The following is an 18,566-nucleotide window of genomic DNA, read 5'->3' on the forward strand; positions in this document are numbered from 1 at the left end:
GCCGACCAGCGTGGCACGCCCCTCAGCCGCCGACGAAGGAGAAGCGCACCTCGCGCTCGGCGTTGTCGACGTTGAGGTCGACCAGGCAGACGCTCTGCCACGTGCCGAGCGCCAGTCGGCCGTCGAGCACCGGAACGGTGGCGTACGGCGGCACCAGGGCCGGCATCACGTGGGACCGGCCGTGCCCGGGCGAGCCGTGGCGGTGGATCCAGCGGTCGTCGGCGGGGAGCAGGTCGCCCAGGGCGGCGAGCAGGTCGTCGTCGGACCCGGCGCCGGTCTCGAGCACGGCGAGCCCCGCGGTCGCGTGCGGCACGAAGAGGTGGAGCAGCCCGTCGGACTCGCCGCCGACGAAGGCCTCGCAGTCGCGGGTCAGGTCGAGCACCCGCTCGGCGTCACCGGTGCGGTAGCGACGGACCTCCGACCTCATGCGAGCCGCTCCTCCACCCGCGCGACCTTGGCGGCCAGCTGGCCGTCGTGCCCCGGCCGGACGTCGGCCTTGAGGACCAGACCGACCCGGGGGAAGCGCTCGGCCACGACGTCGACGGCCCGCTTGACGACCGCCATCACCTCGTCCCACTCGCCCTCGATGTTGGTGAACATGGCGTTGAGCTCGTGCGGCAGGCCCGACTCGCGGACGACGCGGACGGCCTCGGCGACGGCCTCGCTGACCCCGCCGTCGGGCTCGGACTCGCCGTGCAGGGGCGCTCCCCCGGGGCTGATGCTGATGGCGACGATCATCGTGCCATCCTCGCGGACGCCCCCCGAGGTGTGTCCAGGCATCGCCAGATCCGGCCCCGAGAAGGCAGTATGTGCAGGTCACGAGGCTCGGGGGTGCCATGTCCACGGTCCGTCACCCAGGACGGGAGCTGGAGGAGCAGCCGGCGGCGGAGCCGTCGGCCCCGTCGCTGCTGCCCACGCCGCGGGCCGTCGACGACGAGCCGACCGGCGACCCGGGGACGGTCACCGTCGCCGGGCTGACGGGCACCCCGCGGGTACCCGTCCTCCTGCTGCTCGTGCTGGCCATGCCCCTGACCGCGATGCCGGTCGTCGTCGGCAACGGCACCGACGCCTGGTGGCCGGTCAACGCCGTCGGCGTCGCGCTGGTGATGACGGCGCCCCACGGCTGGCGGCTGGCCGCCGCCGCGGCCGGCACCGTCGCGCTGGCGCTCGCGGTGGCGCCGGCGTACGACGTCGGGCCGCTGCTCGCGACCAGCGCGGCGCTCACCGCGACCCTCCCGGCGTGGGTGACCTACCTCCTGCTCGACCGCCTGGCCCGGGCCGGTCCCGGTGGCCGTGAGCCCTTCACCGGGCTGCGCTACCACGCGGTGCTCGTCGGCAGCGCCCTGTTCAACGGCCTGCTGGTGGTCGGGGTCGTCGGCTCGCGCGAGGGCTCGACCGCGGCGCTGCAGGGCTTCGTGGTCACGTCGGTCGGGTCGCTGGCCGGTCTCGTCGTGGTGCTGCCCGCGTTCTACCCGCTGGCGGGCCGCCCGCGCACCGGGTCGCGCTGGGAGCTGTGGGCGCAGCGGGTCGCCCTCGTGCTGACGGTGCCCGCCTCGGGCGTGCTGGGGGCCGCGATCGTCGTGGCCTTCCCGCTGCTGTGCTGGGCCGGGCTCCGCGCGTCGCGGCGCGAGACCCACGTGCAGACGGTGCTGTTCGCCCTGCTCGTCTACGTGGCGTCCGTCGCGGGCACCGGTCCGCTCGCCCCCGCCGTGCAGGGCGACGTGCTCCCGGGCCGCCTCGCGGTGCTGCCGCTCTACGTCTTCCTCGCCGCCCTGGCCTACCTGGTGGTGCCGCTCGCCTCGTCGGTCGAGCGGCTCTCGCAGCTGCGGCTCGAGGCCCAGCGCACGGCGAGCACCCTCGAGCGGTCCATCGCCGCGGCCCACACCACGATCTTCATCATCACCGACGACCGGGGCCGCATCACCCACTTCAACGACGGCGCGGTCACCGCCTCCGGCTACCCGGCGGAGGAAGCGCTCGGACGCGGTGGCGCCTTCCTCGTCCCGCAGCACGAGGTCGACCGCAAGGCCGACGAGCTCGGGGTGCCCGCCGACTTCGAGAGCGTGCGCCAGGCGCTGCTCGACCTCGAGGTCCGCACCGACTGGGAGCTGCGCACGCGCGACGGCGGCTCACGCACGGTCTCGCTCTCGCTCAACCGCATCTTCGACGCCTCGGGAGCCGTGGTCGGCTGCCTGGCCTGCGGCGACGACGTGACCGACCGGATCCGCAGCCAGCGCGCGCTCGAGACCGCGCTGCGCCACGAGCAGCGCTCGGTGCAGAAGCTGCAGGAGGTCGACGACGTCAAGCAGGAGCTGATCTCGACGGTCAGCCACGAGCTGCGCACGCCCATCACCTCGATCGCGGGCTACGCCGAGCTGCTCGCCGACAACAGCCTGGGCGACCTGACGCGCCAGCAGCGTGACGCCCTCCAGCGCATCGAGCGCAACGCGGTGCGGCTGCAGACGCTGGTCGACGACCTGCTGACGCTGTCGCGCTCGGAGTCGGGGCGGCTGCAGCTGAGCCGCGTCCCGCTCGACCTGCGCCACGTGGTGCGCTCGGCCTGGGAGCTGTTCGAGGCCCAGCTGACGCAGCGCCGGCTCGCGACCTCCCTCGTGCTGCCTCCGGAGCCGGTGATGGTGGTCGGCGACCACGACGCGCTCGAGCGCGTGGTGGTCAACCTCGTCAGCAACGCCGTGAAGTTCACGCCCGACGGCGGCGCGGTGACGGTGGCGCTGACCAGCGACACGGGGACGGCCCGGTTGCTCGTGCGCGACTCCGGCATCGGCATCGACCCGGGCGACCAGGAGAAGCTCTTCACCCGGTTCTTCCGGGCGCGCGAGGCCACCGACCAGGCCATCCAGGGCACCGGTCTCGGGCTGTCGATCGTGCAGGCCCTGGTCACGCAGCACGGTGGCCACGTGGCGGTGCGCTCGCAGCCCGGCACCGGCACCCGGGTGACCGTCGACCTCCCGACCGGCTGATCGCTCAGGTCCGGTCGGGAGGTCGAGGACGCGTCAGGCGCGGGTCAGCCTCGCGCCCGCAGGCTGCGGAGCACGTACGGCATGATCCCGCCGTTGCGGTAGTAGTTGGCCTCGCCGGGGGTGTCGATGCGCAGGGTCGCGTCGAACTCGACGTCGCCCGCCGTGACCTTGACCGTCTTCGGGGTGCGGCCGTCGTTGAGCTCGGTTACACCGGTGACCGAGAACTCCTCCTCGCCGGTGAGGCCCAGCGACTCGGCGCTCTCGCCGGCGGGGAACTGCAGCGGCAGCACGCCCATCCCGATGAGGTTGGAGCGGTGGATGCGCTCGTAGCTCTCGGCGATCACGGCCTTGACGCCGAGCAGCGCCGTGCCCTTGGCGGCCCAGTCGCGCGAGGAGCCGGAGCCGTACTCCTTGCCCGCGAGCACCACCAGCGGCGTGCCCTGCGCGACGTAGTTCTCGGAGGCCTCGAAGACCGTGGTGACCTCGCCGTCGGCGGTGAAGTCACGGGTCACGCCACCCTCGGTGCCGGGGGCCAGCTGGTTGCGCAGCCGGATGTTGGCGAAGGTGCCGCGGATCATGACCTCGTGGTTGCCGCGGCGCGAGCCGTAGGAGTTGAAGTCGCGCTGCTCCACGCCGTGCTCGGCGAGGTAGCGGCCCGCGGGGCTGTCCTTCTTGATCGCGCCGGCGGGGCTGATGTGGTCGGTGGTCACCGAGTCGCCGAGCTTGAGCAGCACCCGGGCGCCGGAGATGTCCTCGACCGCCTCGGGCTCGTCGGGCATGCCCTCGAAGTAGGGCGCCTTGCGGACGTAGGTGGAGTCGGGGTCCCAGGCGAAGACGTCGCCCTCGGGCGTCGGCAGCGACTGCCAGCGCTCGTCACCGGCGAAGACGTCGGCGTAGTCCTCGGCGAACATCTCGGCGGTGATCGCCTGGCCGACGACCTCCTCGACCTCGGCCGGCGAGGGCCAGATGTCGTCGAGGAAGACCTCGTTGCCGTCCGTGTCGACGCCCAGCGGGTCGTTGAACAGGTCGACGTCCATCGAGCCCGCGAGCGCGTAGGCGACCACCAGCGGCGGCGAGGCCAGGTAGTTCATCTTCACGTCGGGGTTGATGCGGCCCTCGAAGTTGCGGTTGCCCGAGAGCACCGAGGTGACGGCGAGGTCGTGGTCGTTGACCGCCTTGCTGACCTCGGGGATGAGCGGGCCGGAGTTGCCGATGCAGGTGGTGCAGCCGTAACCGACGAGGTTGAAGCCCAGCTTGTCGAGGTACGGCGTGAGGCCGGCGCGCTCGTAGTAGTTGGAGACGACCTGCGAGCCCGGGGCCAGGGTGGTCTTGACCCACGGCTTGCGCTCGAGGCCCCGCTCGACGGCCTTCTTGGCCAGCAGCGCCGCGCCGATCATCACCGAGGGGTTGGAGGTGTTGGTGCACGAGGTGATCGCCGCGATCGTGACCGCGCCGTGGTCGATCGTGACCTCCTGGCCGTCGATCGAGATCGTGGCGGGGTTGCTCGGCCGACCGCCGTCGGCGGGCACGCACGAGAGGTAGTCGCGCGGGGCGCCGTTGGTCTGGCCCGACGCGGTGGGAGCGTCGGAGGCCGGGAAGGTCTCGTCGAGGGCCTCGTCCTGGGCGCCGTCGATGCCGTCGTCACCCGAGTCGACGTAGTTGGCCAGCGCGCCGCGGAACGACTGCTTGGCGTCGGCGACCGTGACGCGGTCCTGCGGGCGCTTCGGGCCGGCCAGCGACGGCACGACCGTCGAGAGGTCGAGCTCGAGCTTCTCGCTGTAGCGGGGCTCGTGCGACGGGTCGTGCCACAGGCCCTGGGCCTTGGCGTACGCCTCGACGAGGTCGAGCTGCTCGCGGCTGCGGCCGGTGAGCTCGAGGTACTTCACGGTCTCCTCGTCGATGGGGAAGACCGCGATGGTGGAGCCGAACTCGGGGCTCATGTTGCCGATCGTGGCGCGGTTGGCCAGCGGCAGCGCCGAGACGCCCTCGCCGTAGAACTCCACGAACTTCCCGACCACGCCGTGCTCGCGCAGCATCTCGGTGATGGTGAGCACGAGGTCGGTGGCGGTGGAGCCGGCGGGCAGCTCGCCCGAGAGCTTGAAGCCGACGACGCGCGGGATGAGCATCGAGACGGGCTGGCCGAGCATGGCCGCCTCGGCCTCGATGCCGCCGACGCCCCAGCCGACCACGCCGATGCCGTTGACCATCGTGGTGTGGGAGTCGGTGCCGACGCAGGTGTCGGGGTAGACGACGGTGGCGCCGTCCTCGTCGCGGGTGAAGGCGACGCGCGCGAGGTGCTCGATGTTGACCTGGTGCACGATGCCGGTGCCCGGGGGGACGACCTTGAAGTCGTCGAACGCGCCCTGGCCCCAGCGCAGGAACTGGTAGCGCTCCTTGTTGCGGTCGTACTCGATCTCGACGTTGCGCTCGAAGGCCTCGGGGGTGCCGAAGACGTCGGCGATCACGGAGTGGTCGATGACCAGCTCGGCCGGGGCGAGCGGGTTGATACGGCTCGGGTCGCCGCCGAGCTCCTCCATCGCCTCGCGCATGGTGGCGAGGTCGACGACGCACGGCACGCCGGTGAAGTCCTGCATGATCACGCGGGCCGGCGTGAACTGGATCTCCTTGTCGGGCTCGGCGTCGGCGTCCCAGCCGGCGAGCGCCTTGATGTCGTCGGCGGTGATGTCGGCGCCGTCCTCGGTGCGCAGCAGGTTCTCCAGCAGCACCTTGAGGCTGAACGGCAGCGAGGCGACGTCGAGGCCCTCCCCCGCGACCGCGTCGAGGCGGTAGAACTCGTAGCTCTTCTCGCCCACCTCGAGGGTGTCCTTCGCTCCGAAGCTGTCCTGGCTGGCCATGCGCGCTCCTCGATGAGTCTCGTGGTCTGCCGCCATCTTGCCGCCGAGGCGGTCACCCCGGGAAGCAAGGCCACCCTTACTCCCGGGACGGCGGTGATCTCTTGACGTCAAGATACATGACGTCAAGTGATCTGTGCACCCCGCGGGGCGGCGGGTACGGGCCGCCCATGCGCTACCGCACCCTGGGCCGCTCCGGCTGCTCCGTCTCCGACCTGACGCTCGGCACCATGACCTTCGGCGCCGAGACCGACGAGGCGGGCAGCCACGAGCAGCTCGACGTCTTCGTCGAGGCCGGCGGCACCCTGGTCGACACCGCCGACGTCTACAGCGCCGGGGTGAGCGAGGAGATCATCGGCCGGTGGTACGCCGCCCGCCCGGCAGCGGTCACCGACCGCGTCGTGCTGGCCACCAAGGGCCGCTTCCCCATCGGCACCGACGAGCCCAACCACGTGGGTGCCTCGCGTCGCCACCTCGCGCGGGCGCTCGACGGGTCGCTGCGCCGCCTCGGCCTCGACCACGTCGACCTCTACCAGGTGCACGCGTGGGACCCCCACACCCCGCTCGAGGAGACGCTGCAGACCCTCGACGGCTTCGTGCGGGCCGGAAAGGTCGGTTACTACGGCTTCTCCAACTACACCGGGTGGCAGCTGACCAAGGCGGTGCACCTGGCGCGAGAGCTCGGGCTCGTCGCCCCGGTCACCCTGCAGCCGCAGTACAGCCTGATCTCGCGCGAGCTCGAGTGGGAGGTCGTGCCGGCCGCCGAGGACGCCGGCATCGGCCTGCTGCCGTGGAGCCCGCTCGGGGGCGGCTGGCTGTCGGGCAAGTACCGCCGCGACGAGCGGCCCACCGGCTCCACCCGGCTCGGCGAGGACCCCGGCCGCGGCATGGAGGCCTGGGAGCGCCGCGGCACCGAGCGCACCTGGCGCATCGTCGACGCCGTCGACCGGGTGGCCGGCGAGCGCGGGCTGAGCATGCCCCAGGTCGCGCTCGCCTGGCTCCGCGCACGCCCGACCGTCACGTCGGTGATCCTGGGCGCGCGCACCACCGAGCAGCTGCGCGACAACCTCGGCGCCGCCGACGTGGAGCTCGAGCCGGCCGACACGGCCGTCCTCGACGGGGCGAGCGCGCTCGAGGTGGCCGACTACCCCTACGGCGAGCTCGGCCTCGATCAGCGCTCCCGCAGCATCACGGGCTGAGCGTCAGCGACTGGTCCTCAGCGGCTCAGCCCGACGGCCTCGACCCGGTCGGCGGCGGTGTCGGGCGAGGTCGCGTGGTGCCGCCCGATCGGCAACACCATCGGGCGCCCGGAGACCGGGTCGGCGATGACCTGGTTGCGCATCCCGAAGACCTCCTCGACGCACTGCTCGGTCAGCACCTCGGTCGGGTGACCACTGGCGTGCAGCCGGCCCTCGCAGACGGCGACGAGGTGGTCGGCGTACCGGGCGGCCAGGTTGAGGTCGTGCAGCACCATGACGATCGTGGTGCCGCGGGCGCGGTTGAGGTCGGTGAGCAGGTCGAGCACCTCGACCTGGTGGGCCACGTCGAGGAAGGTCGTCGGCTCGTCGAGCAGCAGCAGGTCGGTGCCCTGCGCGAGCGCCATGGCGATCCAGACGCGCTGGCGCTGACCGCCGGAGAGCTCGTCGACGGGGCGGTCGGCGAGCTCGAGCGTGTCGGTGACGCGCAGCGCCTCCTCGACGGCGGCGTCGTCGTCCTTGCTCCACCGCGCCAGCACCCGCTGGTGGGGGTGTCGCCCGCGCGAGACGAGGTCGGCCACCACGATGCCCTCGGGGGCCACCGGCGACTGCGGCAGCAGGCCCAGCACCCGGGCGACCTCCTTGGTCGGGGTGCGGTGCAGCTGCTTGCCGTCGAGCAGCACCTGGCCGGCCTGCGGCGCCAGCAGCCGCGACATCGCGCGCAGCAGCGTCGACTTGCCGCAGGCGTTGGCGCCCACGACCACGCTGACCAGGCCGGGCGGGACGACGAGGCTGAGGTCCTCCACCACGCGACGCTCGCCGTAGGCGAGGGTGACGTGCTCGACGCTCAGGGAGTGCCCGGTCGATTGCCTGGTCGAGGGGTGGGTCACAACGAGCCTCCGGCGCGGTTGGTGCGGACGAGCAGGTAGACGAGGTACGGCGCACCCAGCATCCCGGTGATGACACCGACGGGGTAGCGCGCGCCGAAGGCGTACTGGCCGACGAGGTCGGCGGTGGTGACGAGCAGCGCGCCGACGAGCGCCGACGGCACCATGAGCGAGCCCCCGCTGCCCACGACGCGCGCCGCGATCGGTCCCGAGAGGAAGGCGACGAACGCGATGGGGCCCGAGGCCGCGGTGGCGAAGGAGATCAGCGCGACGGCGGCGAGGATGACGACGAGGCGGGTGCGCTCGACGCGCACGCCGAGCGCGGTCGCCGAGTCGTCGCCCTGCTGCATCAGCGAGAGGTTGCGCGCCTGCGACAGCAGCAGCGGGCCGAAGCAGGCCACGGCGAGCGCGAGCGGCCAGACCGACTCCCAGCTGGCGTTGTTGAGGCTGCCGGTCAGCCAGCGCATCGCGACCTGCAGGTCCCACTCGGCCGCGCGCACGATGACGTACGACACGACGCTGTCGAGCATGGCCGAGAGCCCGATGCCGATGAGGATGAGCCGCGTGCCGACCATGCCGTCCTTGTAGGCCAGCACGTAGATCAGCAGCGCGGTGGCGAGCGCGGCGACCAGCGCGACGACCGAGACCAGGCCCTCGCCGAGACCGAGGACGACGAGGCCCACGACGGCGGCGGCGCTGGCACCCGCGCTGATGCCGATGATGTCGGGCGCCGCGAGCGCGTTGCGGAGCATGGTCTGGAAGGCGATGCCGGCCAGGCCGAACGCCGCGCCGGTGAGCGCCGCGAGCACGACCCGCGGCAGGCGCAGCACCCCGACGGTGAAGGAGGCGCCCGGCACCTGCTCGCCCAGGACCACCCGGAGCACCTCGCCGGGGCCGTAGAAGGTCTGGCCCACCATGAGGCTGGTGGCCATCACGGCGAGCAGCACCAGCACCAGGACGCCGGTGACGGTACGGCGCCGCCGCGCCCGGCGGGTGCGGCCCGCGGCCGTGCCGGGCGGTGCCGCGGGGGCGGCCAGGACGCTCGTCACAGGGCACGCACCTTGGTCCGGCGGACGATCCAGATGAAGACGGGGGCGCCGATGAAGGCGGTGACGATGCCGACGTCGACCTCGGAGGGTCGCGCCACGACCCGCCCGACCACGTCGGCGGTCGTGAGCAGGGCGGCCCCCAGCACCATCGACGACGGCAGCAGCCACCGGTGGTCGACTCCGATGAGCAGCCGGCACAGGTGGGGCACCACCAGACCGACGAAGGCGATGGGCCCCGCGACCGCGGTGGCGGCGCCGCAGAGCGTGACGGCGCCGAGGCCGGCCAGAGCCCGGGTGCGTGCCACCCGCTCCCCCAGGCCCGCCGCGACGTCGTCGCCGAGCGCCATGGAGTTGATGCCTCGCGCGCAGACCAGGCACAGCAGCGCGCCGACCACGAGGAACGGCAGCACCTGGCCGAGCTTGGTCCAGCCGGCACCACCGACCCCGCCGATCTGCCAGAACCGGAACTGCGTCATCACGTCGATGCGTGGCAGCAGGATCGCGCTGATCAGCGAGGTGAAGGCGGCCGAGGAGGCGGCCCCGGCCAGGGCGAGCTTGAGCGGCGTCGCGCCGCCACGCCCGAGCGAGCCCACGGCGTACACGAAGCAGGCGGCGGCCGCCGAGCCGGCGATGGCCACCCAGATGTAGGTCGCGGGCGAGGCCAGGCCGAAGAAGGCGATGCCGGTGACGACGGCGAGCGAGGCGCCGGGCGTCACCCCGAGGATCCAGGGGTCGGCCAGCGGGTTGCGGGTGATGCCCTGCATCACCGCGCCCGACGCGCCGAGCGCGGCGCCCACGAGCACGGCCAGCAGGGTGCGGGGCACCCGCTTCTCGACCGCGGCCTGCGCGACGCCCCCGGCATCGTCACCGGTGAGGACCCCGCGCAGCCCGTCGAGCACCTCCTGCAGCCCCATCACCCGCGCACCGAGCGCGACCGAGGCCAGGGCCGCGGCGAGCAGCAGCGCCAGGGCGACGAGCAGCCACAGGGTGCGCGCCACCGCAGGAGGCCGTCGCGCGGCGACGACCTCCTGCGGTCGGGCGGGCAGGACCCCGGTCACCGAGGGTCAGCCCTGGACGTTCTTCGCGGCCTCGGCGAGGAACGCGGTGTAGTCCTCGATGCCCCACGGGATCGACAGCGGCGTCGGGTTGGCCGACGCGGCCAGCGGGGTCGAGTCGGGCAGCACGGCGTAGGCGCCGTCGCGGATCGCCGGGATCTCGCTCAGCAGCGGGTCGTCCTGCACCTGGCCCAGCAGCTCGTCGGTGCCGTAGGTCACGAACAGGTCGGTGTCGGCGAACTTGTCGGCCTCCTCCGCGCTGATGGTCTGGTAGAACTCGTCGCTGTTCTCGGACGCCTCGGTGACCGCCGGCGACTCGGCCATGCCGTTGTCGACCAGGAACTCCGGGCGCGGGTCGAGGTCGCTGTAGAACCCGATCTGGCTCAGGTCGGTCGGGTCGGTGAAGGTGAAGGCGACGCTCTTGCCCTCGAGCTCGGGGTGGGCGTCGAACGCCTCCTTGCTCTGGGTCTCGAGGTCCTCGACGAGCTGCTCGCCCTCCTCGGGCAGGCCGATCGCCTCGGAGTTCATCGTGATCATCTGCTCGAGCGAGGTGCTCCAGGCGACGTCGGGGAAGGCGACGACGGGCGCGATCTGCGACAGCGTGTCGTAGTCCTCCTGGGTCAGGCCGGAGTAGGCGGCGAGGATGACGTCGGGCTGGGTGTCGGCGACGCCCTCGAAGTCGATCCCCTCGGTCTCGTCGAACAGCACCGGGGTCTCGGCGTCGAGCTCGGTGAGCTTCTCCTCGACCCACGGCAGCACGCCGTCGCCGTCGTCGTCGCCCCAGCTGGCCTCGCTCATGCCGACCGGCACGACGCCGAGGGCCAGCGGCACCTCGTGGTTGGCCCACGCCACCGAGGCGATGCGCTCGGGCTTCTCCTCGATCGTGGTCTCGCCGAAGGCGTGCTCGATGGTGACCGGGAAGGCGTCCGCGGACGCCTCGTTGGCGCCGGCGTCGCCGGAACCGTCGCTCTCGCCCTCGGAGCCGCCGCTGCCGCAGGCGGTCAGGACCAGGGCCGCGGCGGACGCGGCGACGATCCCGGGAAGGTGGGCTCTACGCATGGAGTGGTGCTCCTGTCTGGGGATTAGGTAAGGCAACCCTAAGAGACAGTCGAGCCCGTGGGAACACCGGGGGCGTGTGACGTGTTCGGCGCGCGAGGTTCACGCGTCGGTCACGAACCTCGCCACGCACTCCACGTGGTGCGTCATCGGGAACAGGTCGAACGCCCGGAGCACGTCGAGGCGGTAGCCCTGCTCGGCGAGGTACGCCGCGTCGCGTGCGAGCGCGGCGGGGTCGCAGGCGACGTACACGACCGCGCGGGGCCGCAGCGCCGCGACCTGGCGCACCACCTGGCGCTTGGCGCCGACCCGGGGCGGGTCGAGCACGACGACGTCGGCCGGGCCGACCCCGCGGTGCAGCACCCGGTCGACGCGGCCCGGGCGCACCGAGACCGGCAGGCCGGCGAGGTTCTCGCGCGACAGCTCGGCCGCGGTGCGGTCGCCCTCGACCGCCGTGACCCGGCCCGTCGGGCCGACCGCCTCGGCGAGGAACGCGGAGAACAGGCCGACCCCGGCGTAGAGGTCGAGCACCCGCTCCCCCGCCCGCGGCGCGGCCAGCGCCAGCACGGTCTCGACCAGCACGCGTGGCGCCTCGACGTGGGGCTGCCAGAACCCGTCGGCGGCGACCCGGAACGAGCGGCTGCCGGCAGCGGTGGTCACGGTGGTCTCGACAGGCCCGACCGACGACCGGCCCGTGGTGACCACCGCGCCGGGCGCCTGGATCGGGCAGTCGTCGACGGCGACGACCTCCTCGGAGCGGTGCACGTGCAGGCCGCGCTGGGGCCGGCCGTCGAGCGGGGGCGGGGCGACGTACCGCATCCGGGAGCGCCAGCGCAGCGACGGCGGCACCTCCTCGACCTCGACGAGCGCGTCGAGGCCGGCCAGCCGCTGCAGCTGCTCGCGCACGACGTCGGCCTTGAGCGCGCGCTGCCGGGCCGGGGCGACATGCTGCAGGTCGCAACCGCCGCAGAGCCCGGGACCGGCGAGCGGGCACGGCGGCTCGACCCGGTCGGGCGAGGCCTCGAGCACCTCGACGGCGTCGGCGCGCAGGAAGCGGCCGTCGTCCTCGGTCACGACCGCGACGACCTGCTCGCCGGGCAGGGCGTGCCGCACGAAGACGACGAGGTTCGTCGGCCCCCAGCGGGCCACGCAGTGACCGCCGTGGGCGACGGGCCCGACCGCCAGCTCGAGGCGGTCGCCGACCTCCGGGCGCTCGCTCACCGCAGGGTGCGGCCGCGACGCTCGTCGCCGGGCCGGACGCGGTTGAAGTCGGCCTTGACGCGCTCCTTGGCCAGCTCGGAGCTGCGCAGCTGGTACGGCACGGAGATGACCATGACGCCGGGGGTGAACAGCAGTCGGCCCTTGAGCCGCAGCGCGGTCTGGTTGTGCAGCAGCTGCTCCCACCAGCGTCCGACGACGTACTCCGGGATGTAGACGGCGACGACCCCGCGGGGGTTGGCCTTCCGGATCTCGACGGCGTACTGCACGATCGGCCGGATGACCTCGCGGTAGGGCGAGTAGAGCATCTTCAGCGGCACGTCGATGCGGCGCGCGTCCCACTCGTCGACCAGCTTGTCGGTGCGGTCGGCGTCGGCCTGGACGTAGACGGCCTCCAGGATGTTGGGGCGGGTCGCCTTGGCGTACGCCAGCGCGCGCAGCGTCGGCTTGTGCAGCTTGGAGACGAGCACGATGGCGTGCACCCGGGTCGGCAGCACCTGGTCGGTGTCGCCGGCCAGCAGCTCCTCCTCGACCCGGGCGTAGTGCTTCTTGATGGCGCTCATCAGCACGTAGAAGGTGACCATCGCGATGATCGTGATCCACGCGCCGAGCAGGAACTTGGTGATCAGCACGATCACGAGCACGACCGCGGTCATGCCGAGGCCGAAGGTGTTGATGGCCCGGCTGCGCATCATCCGGCGGCGTGCCTGGGGGTCGGTCTCGGTGGCCAGGTGACGGGTCCAGTGCCGGATCATCCCGAGCTGGCTGAGGTTGAAGGAGACGAAGACGCCGACGATGTAGAGCTGGATCAGCTTGGTCGTCTGGGCGTCGAAGGCGACGATCAGCACGATCGCCATCACGGCCAGGAAGACGATGCCGTTGCTGTAGGCCAGCCGGTCGCCGCGCGAGCCGAAGGCCCTCGGCATCAGGCCGTCGCGGGCCAGGATCGAGCCGAGCACCGGGAAGCCGTTGAAGGCGGTGTTGGCCGCGAGCACCAGGATGATGCCGGTGACGACCACGACGAAGTAGAAGCCCGGCGGGAAGTCGGCGAAGATCGCGCGGGCCAGCTGGGCGATCACGGCGTTCTGCACGAAGCCGTCGGGCAGCGGGCTGCCGTCGGCCCGCCTCAGCTGCTCGATGGCCTCGGGGTCGACGTACTTCAGACCCATCTGGCGGGCCAGCACGATGACGCTGACGAGCATCGTGATGGCGATCAGGCCCAGCATGAGCAGCGTGCTCGCGGCGTTGCGGCTCTTGGGCTTGCGGAAGGCCGGGACGCCGTTGGAGATCGCCTCGACACCGGTCAGTGCGGCACAGCCCGACGAGAAGGCGCGCGCCAGCAGGAAGGTCAGCGCCAGCGTGCTCAGCGGCTGGTCCCAGCCCGGCTCGGCCTCGAGCTGGTAGCCCGCGCTCTCGACCTGCGGGAGGGTGCCGAGCGCGAGCTGCGAGAGCCCGATGGCGCACATGCCGATGATCGCGACCATGAAGGCGTACGTCGGCACGGCGAAGAACCCGCCCGACTCGCGCACGCCGCGGAGGTTCATGGCGGCCAGGACCACCACGAAGGCGCTCGCGACCAGCACCTGGTGGTCGTGGATGAAGGGCACGGCGGCGCCGGCGTACTGCGAGGCCGAGGAGATCGACACCGCGACGGTGAGGATGTAGTCGACGAGCAGCGCGCTGGCCACCGTCTTGCCGGCCTTGGGGCCGAGGTTGACCGTCGCCACCTCGTAGTCGCCGCCGCCCGAGGGGTAGGCGTGCACCGTCTGCCGGTACGACGCCACCACCGTCAGCATCACGACGGCGACGGCCAGCGCGATCTTCCAGGAGAAGACGTAGGCGGACGCCCCCGCGATCGACAGCATGATGAAGACCTCGTCGGGCGCGTAGGCGACCGACGACAGCGCGTCGCTGGCGAAGACGGGTAGGGCGATGCGCTTGGGCAGCAGGGTCTCCCCCAGCTGCGAGCTCCTGAGCTTGCGTCCGAGCAGGATCCGCTTGGACACGTCGGTGACGCCCACGTCCGAGAGGTTAAGGCACGGACCGCGTCGCGGGGTGGCAGACCCGGGTGACGGCCTCCACTACTGTCCAGGTGTGCACGTCGTGATCATGGGCTGCGGCCGCGTCGGGTCGACGCTGGCGCGCAGCCTCGAGGACCGCAACCACACGGTGAGCGTCATCGACAGCAACCCCGACGCCTTCCGCCGGCTGGGGCCGACCTTCAACGGCACCAAGGTCACCGGCTACGGCTTCGACCAGGCCACGCTGACCGAGGCGGGCATCCAGCGCGCCGACGCCTTCGCCGCCGTCAGCAGCGGCGACAACTCCAACATCATTGCCGCCCGCGTGGCCCGCGAGACCTTCTCGATCCGCTCGGTGGTGGCCCGCATCTACGACCCGGGGCGCGCCGAGGTCTACCAGCGGCTCGGCATCACCACCGTCGCCACCGTCAAGTGGACGGCCGACCAGGTGCTGCGCCGGATCCTGCCGGCGGGCGCCGAGCCCGACTTCCGTGACCCCTCCGGCACCATCCGGGTCGACCAGGTCCCGGTGCCGCAGGCGTGGATCGCCCACCGCAGCATCGTCTTCCAGGCCCAGTCGCGCAGCCGCATCGCCTGGATCGACCGGCTCGGCGAGGGCACCCTGCCCGACCGCGAGACCGTGCTGCAGGAGGGTGACATCCTCCACCTCGTGATGCGCGAGGACTCCGCCTCGCACGTCTACGCCGTGCTCGAGAAGGGGCCCGAGGCCGAATGAGAGTGGCGATCGCCGGGGCCGGCGCCGTCGGGCGCTCCATCGCCCGCGAGCTCATCGACAACGGTCACGAGGTGCTGCTGATCGACAAGTCGCCGCACACCATCAAGCCCGACCGCGTGCCCGAGGCCGAGTGGCTGCTCGCCGACTCCTGCGAGCTCTCCTCGCTCGAGGAGGCCCGCCTCGACCGCTGCGACGTCGTCATCGCCGCCACCGGCGACGACAAGGTCAACCTCGTCACCTCGCTGCTCGCCAAGACCGAGTTCGGCGTGCCGCGCACGGTGGGCCGGGTCAACCACCCCGACAACGAGTGGCTGTTCACCGAGGCGTGGGGCGTCGACGTCAACGTCTCGACGCCGCGCATCATGTCGGCGCTGGTCGAGGAGGCCGTGACCGTCGGCGACCTCGTGCGGCTGTTCACCTTCCGCCAGGGCAACGCCAACCTGGTCGAGATGACGCTGCCCGACGACTCGCCCTACGTCGGCACCCCGTCGGGCCTGATCCCCTTCCCCGACAACTGCGCGCTGGTGACGATCCTGCGCGACGGCCAGGTCTACGTGCCCGACGCCGACCAGCCGGTCGAGGCCGGAGACGAGCTGCTGCTCGTCGTGCCGGCCGAGGCGGAGGAGCACCTCGAGCGGCTGCTCGCCCCCGAGGAGCACCCCGACCGGTGAGCCTCAGGCCGCGGTGGGGCCGGCGACCGGCGTGCGGTTGCGCGAGAGCAGCCACACCATGCCGGCCAGCGCGGCGACCTGCAGCGGCCAGCCCATGACGAGCTTGGCGCCGCCGAGGACGGCGATCGCGGCGTCCTGGTCCCACCAGCCGTTGCGACCGGCGAGGTAGACCGGGGCCTGCACCACCACGCGCACCATACACGGCAGCGCGAGCAGCCAGGTCAGCCGGCTGCACAGCCGCACCACGGCCGGGTCGGAGCGCCACGCGGTCGGGTCGCCGGTGACGCTGCCGACGATGAAGCCGACGAGCGGCCACCGCAGCACGATGCTCAGCACCATCAGCACGCCGTAGCCGGCGTTGTAGAGGATGCCGGGCAGGAAGTAGGCCAGGGCCTGGTCGCCCGCGTCGCCCCCACCCTGCCCCGCACGCCACGCGAAGAGCGCGCCGAGCCCGATGCCGACGCAGGCGTTGAGCACGAACTGCACCGACGAGCGCTGCACCAGCCGTACGACGAGCAGCACGGCCGCCGCGCCGAGGCTGAGGCCGATCGCGAGCCGCAGGTCGCGGGTGGTGAGGAAGACGACGGTGAAGGCGATCGTCGGCACGGCCGCCTCGAGCATGCCGCGCACGCCACCCAGCGCCTGGGAGAGCTGGCGGCGCACCGCCTGCTCGACGGTCTGCTGCGCCTCGGTCACGAGGGGCGCAGCGCGTAGCGCGGGTTGTACATCACCCGCTGGTCGTCCTGCTGGCCGATGCGGCCCTCGACACGGATGCCCCGGCCGGCGTCGATGCCGGTGATGCGACGCCGGCCCAGCCACACCAGGTGCAGCGAGCCGGAGCCGTCGTACAGCTCGGCCTCGAGGGCGGGCACACCGCCGCGGGGCCGCAGCAGCACGGTGCGCAGCGTGCCCTGCACGACCACGGGCCGCCGCAGCGGGGCGTCGGCGACGCAGACCAGGCCCGCGCGCTCGGCGTCCTCGCGGAGCTCGCGGGCCTCCTCGCGCTCGGAGCTGGCCCAGCGGGAGATCGAGCTGCGCAGCCGGCTCACGACGGGGCCTGCTCGTCGGGGGTGGGATCGGCGCCCGGGGCGCCCTCGCCCGGCTGCATCTGGCGGGCCTCGGGCGGCAGGGTGAGCGGCAGCGGGGTGCCGGGCGCCATCGGGCCGGCGCCGCGGCGGACGACGACCGAGCGGATCAGGTCGTGCCAGGGTCCGGCCGACTCGGGCTCGACGGCCGGCTGTCCCAGCAGGTTGCTGCGCAGCAGCCAGGTCGGGCCCTCGTGGCCGGCGAAGCGGTTGGCCTGGGTGGCCTGCTCGCCCTCGGGGCTGGTGACGGGCACCAGGCACACCAGCTCGGGGCCGAACTCGCCCTCGCTCTCGGTCGCGGTGCCGCCGACGCGGGCCGTCTCGGCCGCGATGCGGGGCCGCAGCTCGTCCCAGGCGCCGCCGCCGCGGGAGGCGGCGAAGGGGCGCAGCTCGAGGGCGCCGGTCTGGCCGACCAGCAGCACCGCCGCGACCTGCTGCGTCGACTCGTCGACCTGCAGCCGCAGCTCGACGTCGGTCGGCGGGGGCAGCAGCAGGCTGCCGAGGTCGATCCACTGGCCCTCGTCGAGGTCGACCTCGCTGGCGTCGTAGGGGCCGGCGTCGGGTCGCTGCCGGGTGCGCTCGGGGGCCTGCTCGGCCTCCGGGGTCGGCGTCGGCTCGACCGCCGCCTCGTCCTCGGTGGCGGCGCGCTGCTTCCTGCCGAACCTCACGATGGTGCGTCCTCCGCTGTGGTGGTGGGGTCGTGCTCGTGGTCGCCTGCTGCGGAGGCGCCGAAGCCCCCTGTGGAACCGTAACCCCCGGTCCCGCGCGCGGTGCTCCCCAGGTCGTCGGCCTCCTCGAAGGCCGCGGTCTCGACCCGCTGCACCACCAGCTGGGCGATGCGGTCGCCGCGGCGGACCTGGAACGGCTCGTGCGGGTCGGTGTTGAGCAGGCAGACGTGCACCTCGCCGCGGTAGCCGGCGTCGACGGTGCCCGGGGCGTTGACGATGGTGATGCCGTGGCGCGCTGCGAGTCCCGAGCGGGGGTGCACCAGGCCGACGTGGCCGTCGGGCAGGGCCAGCGCCAGGCCGGTGGGCACCAGAGCGCGCCGACCGGGCTCCAGCAGCACGTCGGCCGCCGCGTGCAGGTCGGCGCCGGCGTCGCCGGGGTGCGCGTAGGAGGGCAGCGGGACGTCGGGGTCCAGGCGTCGGACCCGGATGGTGACCATGGGCCCCGACCCTACTGAGGCCGGGGCCGGGTGGGAGGCTGGTCCCCGTGTCCCGCACCAGCGAGGACTACACCGAGCGCCTCTTCGTCCCGCTGCGCTGGTGGGTCCAGACGACGATGCTCCTGGCCACCCTGTGGCTCGCCTTCGTCGTCGCGCTGCCGTTGTGGGTGGCGAACCTGGTCACCGGTGTCATCGTGGCCGCGGTGTACGGCGTGATGGTGGCGGTCGGCCGCGTCAGCGTCCGGGTCGCCGACGGGGAGCTGCACGCCGGGGCGGCCCGGATCCCGGTGCACCTGCTGGGTCCCGCCGAGGCGCTCGACCCCGAGGCCACCCGCCGGGTGCACGGCGTCGAGGCCGACGCCCGCGCCTACCTGCTGACCCGCCCCTACCTGCGACGCTCGGTGCGGGTGCCCGTGACCGACCCGCGCGACCCCACGCCGTACTGGCTGGTCTCGACGCGCCACCCGCGCAGGCTCGCCGAGGCCATCACCGCGGCATCGGGGCGCGCGGGTGCGGGTTCGCCCTAGGGTTGGGTACTGCGGCTCGTAGCCGCCCAGCGGCAGCGGGCCAGCACGGGACCAGCCCGGTCCCGTC

Annotated in this window: 18 protein-coding genes; 5 read left to right on the plus strand and 13 right to left on the minus strand. The window is 73.0% G+C overall.

The features are described 5' to 3' along the window. Window positions 1-22 precede the first annotated feature (22 nt). Together ACYU8I_RS08465 and ACYU8I_RS08470 are read right to left on the minus strand one after the other, a co-directional pair. Entirely contained in the window at window positions 23-427 is a 405-nt protein-coding gene (locus ACYU8I_RS08465; RefSeq protein ID WP_460839499.1) for a YjbQ family protein, read from the minus strand. Then, a complete protein-coding gene (locus ACYU8I_RS08470; protein ID WP_460839501.1) occupies window positions 424-738 on the minus strand; it encodes a thiamine-binding protein in 315 nt (104 codons plus the stop codon). The genes ACYU8I_RS08465 and ACYU8I_RS08470 overlap by 4 nt, the downstream gene beginning before the upstream one ends. Window positions 739-836: 98 nt before the next feature. Between ACYU8I_RS08470 and ACYU8I_RS08475 the strand changes: the two genes are divergently transcribed. After that, window positions 837-2,981 (plus strand): ATP-binding protein, encoded by a 2,145-nt coding sequence (locus tag ACYU8I_RS08475; protein WP_460839504.1) that lies wholly within the window; start codon window positions 837-839, stop codon window positions 2,979-2,981. 44 nt (window positions 2,982-3,025) lie between these two features. On the opposite strand, the gene ACYU8I_RS08480 is transcribed toward ACYU8I_RS08475, so the two are convergent. Continuing rightward, window positions 3,026-5,836 carry an aconitate hydratase gene (locus ACYU8I_RS08480; protein WP_460839506.1) on the minus strand — a complete coding sequence of 937 codons (2,811 nt, stop codon included), beginning with the start codon at window positions 5,834-5,836 and terminating at the stop codon, window positions 3,026-3,028. Window positions 5,837-6,003: 167 nt separating this feature from the next. Between ACYU8I_RS08480 and ACYU8I_RS08485 the strand changes: the two genes are divergently transcribed. Further along, window positions 6,004-7,032 carry an aldo/keto reductase gene (locus ACYU8I_RS08485; RefSeq protein WP_460839508.1) on the plus strand — a complete coding sequence of 343 codons (1,029 nt, stop codon included), beginning with the start codon at window positions 6,004-6,006 and terminating at the stop codon, window positions 7,030-7,032. A gap of 17 nt (window positions 7,033-7,049) precedes the next feature. Here the strand turns inward: ACYU8I_RS08485 and ACYU8I_RS08490 are convergent, their stop codons facing one another. The 6 genes from ACYU8I_RS08490 to ACYU8I_RS08515 all read right to left on the minus strand — a co-directional run bounded on the left by ACYU8I_RS08490 (window position 7,050) and on the right by ACYU8I_RS08515 (window position 14,315). Beyond that, window positions 7,050-7,919, minus strand: a complete 870-nt coding sequence (locus ACYU8I_RS08490) for an ABC transporter ATP-binding protein (protein WP_460839510.1) — start codon at window positions 7,917-7,919, stop codon at window positions 7,050-7,052. Further along, window positions 7,916-8,965 (minus strand): FecCD family ABC transporter permease, encoded by a 1,050-nt coding sequence (locus tag ACYU8I_RS08495; protein WP_460839511.1) that lies wholly within the window; start codon window positions 8,963-8,965, stop codon window positions 7,916-7,918. The genes ACYU8I_RS08490 and ACYU8I_RS08495 overlap by 4 nt, the downstream gene beginning before the upstream one ends. Further along, complete coding sequence (locus ACYU8I_RS08500; protein ID WP_460839513.1) at window positions 8,962-9,963, minus strand: FecCD family ABC transporter permease; 1,002 nt, start codon at window positions 9,961-9,963, stop codon at window positions 8,962-8,964. Before ACYU8I_RS08500 ends, ACYU8I_RS08495 begins: the two co-directional genes overlap by 4 nt. Window positions 9,964-10,029: 66 nt before the next feature. Continuing rightward, window positions 10,030-11,079: an iron-siderophore ABC transporter substrate-binding protein gene (locus ACYU8I_RS08505; protein ID WP_460839516.1), complete on the minus strand. Its 1,050-nt coding sequence runs from the start codon at window positions 11,077-11,079 to the stop codon at window positions 10,030-10,032. Between the two features lie 99 nt (window positions 11,080-11,178). Then, complete coding sequence (locus ACYU8I_RS08510) at window positions 11,179-12,297, minus strand: class I SAM-dependent RNA methyltransferase (protein WP_460839518.1); 1,119 nt, start codon at window positions 12,295-12,297, stop codon at window positions 11,179-11,181. Beyond that, a complete protein-coding gene (locus tag ACYU8I_RS08515) occupies window positions 12,294-14,315 on the minus strand; it encodes an APC family permease (RefSeq protein WP_460839520.1) in 2,022 nt (673 codons plus the stop codon). The genes ACYU8I_RS08510 and ACYU8I_RS08515 overlap by 4 nt, the downstream gene beginning before the upstream one ends. Before the next feature lie 88 nt (window positions 14,316-14,403). On the opposite strand from ACYU8I_RS08515, the gene ACYU8I_RS08520 reads away from it, so the two are divergent. Then, complete coding sequence (locus tag ACYU8I_RS08520) at window positions 14,404-15,051, plus strand: potassium channel family protein (protein WP_460839618.1); 648 nt, start codon at window positions 14,404-14,406, stop codon at window positions 15,049-15,051. Beyond that, window positions 15,048-15,722, plus strand: coding sequence for a potassium channel family protein (locus ACYU8I_RS08525; protein WP_460839522.1), 675 nt, complete (start codon window positions 15,048-15,050; stop codon window positions 15,720-15,722). The genes ACYU8I_RS08520 and ACYU8I_RS08525 overlap by 4 nt, the downstream gene beginning before the upstream one ends. Before the next feature lie 3 nt (window positions 15,723-15,725). On the opposite strand, the gene ACYU8I_RS08530 is transcribed toward ACYU8I_RS08525, so the two are convergent. The 4 genes from ACYU8I_RS08530 to dut are packed head-to-tail and all read right to left on the minus strand — an operon-like array spanning window position 15,726 to window position 17,972. Further along, complete coding sequence (locus tag ACYU8I_RS08530; RefSeq protein WP_460839525.1) at window positions 15,726-16,418, minus strand: DUF3159 domain-containing protein; 693 nt, start codon at window positions 16,416-16,418, stop codon at window positions 15,726-15,728. Continuing rightward, entirely contained in the window at window positions 16,415-16,771 is a 357-nt protein-coding gene (locus tag ACYU8I_RS08535) for an OB-fold nucleic acid binding domain-containing protein (protein ID WP_460839527.1), read from the minus strand. The genes ACYU8I_RS08530 and ACYU8I_RS08535 overlap by 4 nt, the downstream gene beginning before the upstream one ends. Beyond that, entirely contained in the window at window positions 16,768-17,475 is a 708-nt protein-coding gene (locus ACYU8I_RS08540) for a DUF3710 domain-containing protein (protein WP_460839529.1), read from the minus strand. The genes ACYU8I_RS08535 and ACYU8I_RS08540 overlap by 4 nt, the downstream gene beginning before the upstream one ends. Further along, window positions 17,472-17,972 carry a dUTP diphosphatase gene (dut, locus tag ACYU8I_RS08545; protein WP_460839533.1) on the minus strand — a complete coding sequence of 167 codons (501 nt, stop codon included), beginning with the start codon at window positions 17,970-17,972 and terminating at the stop codon, window positions 17,472-17,474. The genes ACYU8I_RS08540 and dut overlap by 4 nt, the downstream gene beginning before the upstream one ends. A 47-nt stretch (window positions 17,973-18,019) precedes the next feature. On the opposite strand from dut, the gene ACYU8I_RS08550 reads away from it, so the two are divergent. Next, entirely contained in the window at window positions 18,020-18,499 is a 480-nt protein-coding gene (locus ACYU8I_RS08550; RefSeq protein ID WP_460839535.1) for a DUF3093 domain-containing protein, read from the plus strand. The last annotated feature ends 67 nt before the right edge of the window (window positions 18,500-18,566 follow it).

It is taken from the genome of Nocardioides marmoraquaticus, from assembly GCF_054777915.1.

Bases quoted from the DNA above. Each gene is read 5' to 3' on its own strand.
- ACYU8I_RS08465 (WP_460839499.1), bottom strand. From the start codon at position 427: ATGAGGTCGGAGGTCCGTCGCTACCGCACCGGTGACGCCGAGCGGGTG.
- ACYU8I_RS08470 (WP_460839501.1), bottom strand. From the start codon at position 738: ATGATCGTCGCCATCAGCATCAGCCCCGGGGGAGCGCCCCTGCACGGC.
- ACYU8I_RS08475 (WP_460839504.1), top strand. From the start codon at position 837: ATGTCCACGGTCCGTCACCCAGGACGGGAGCTGGAGGAGCAGCCGGCG.
- ACYU8I_RS08480 (WP_460839506.1), bottom strand. From the start codon at position 5,836: ATGGCCAGCCAGGACAGCTTCGGAGCGAAGGACACCCTCGAGGTGGGC.
- ACYU8I_RS08485 (WP_460839508.1), top strand. From the start codon at position 6,004: ATGCGCTACCGCACCCTGGGCCGCTCCGGCTGCTCCGTCTCCGACCTG.
- ACYU8I_RS08505 (WP_460839516.1), bottom strand. From the start codon at position 11,079: ATGCGTAGAGCCCACCTTCCCGGGATCGTCGCCGCGTCCGCCGCGGCC.
- ACYU8I_RS08520 (WP_460839618.1), top strand. From the start codon at position 14,404: ATGGGCTGCGGCCGCGTCGGGTCGACGCTGGCGCGCAGCCTCGAGGAC.
- ACYU8I_RS08525 (WP_460839522.1), top strand. From the start codon at position 15,048: ATGAGAGTGGCGATCGCCGGGGCCGGCGCCGTCGGGCGCTCCATCGCC.
- dut (WP_460839533.1), bottom strand. From the start codon at position 17,972: ATGGTCACCATCCGGGTCCGACGCCTGGACCCCGACGTCCCGCTGCCC.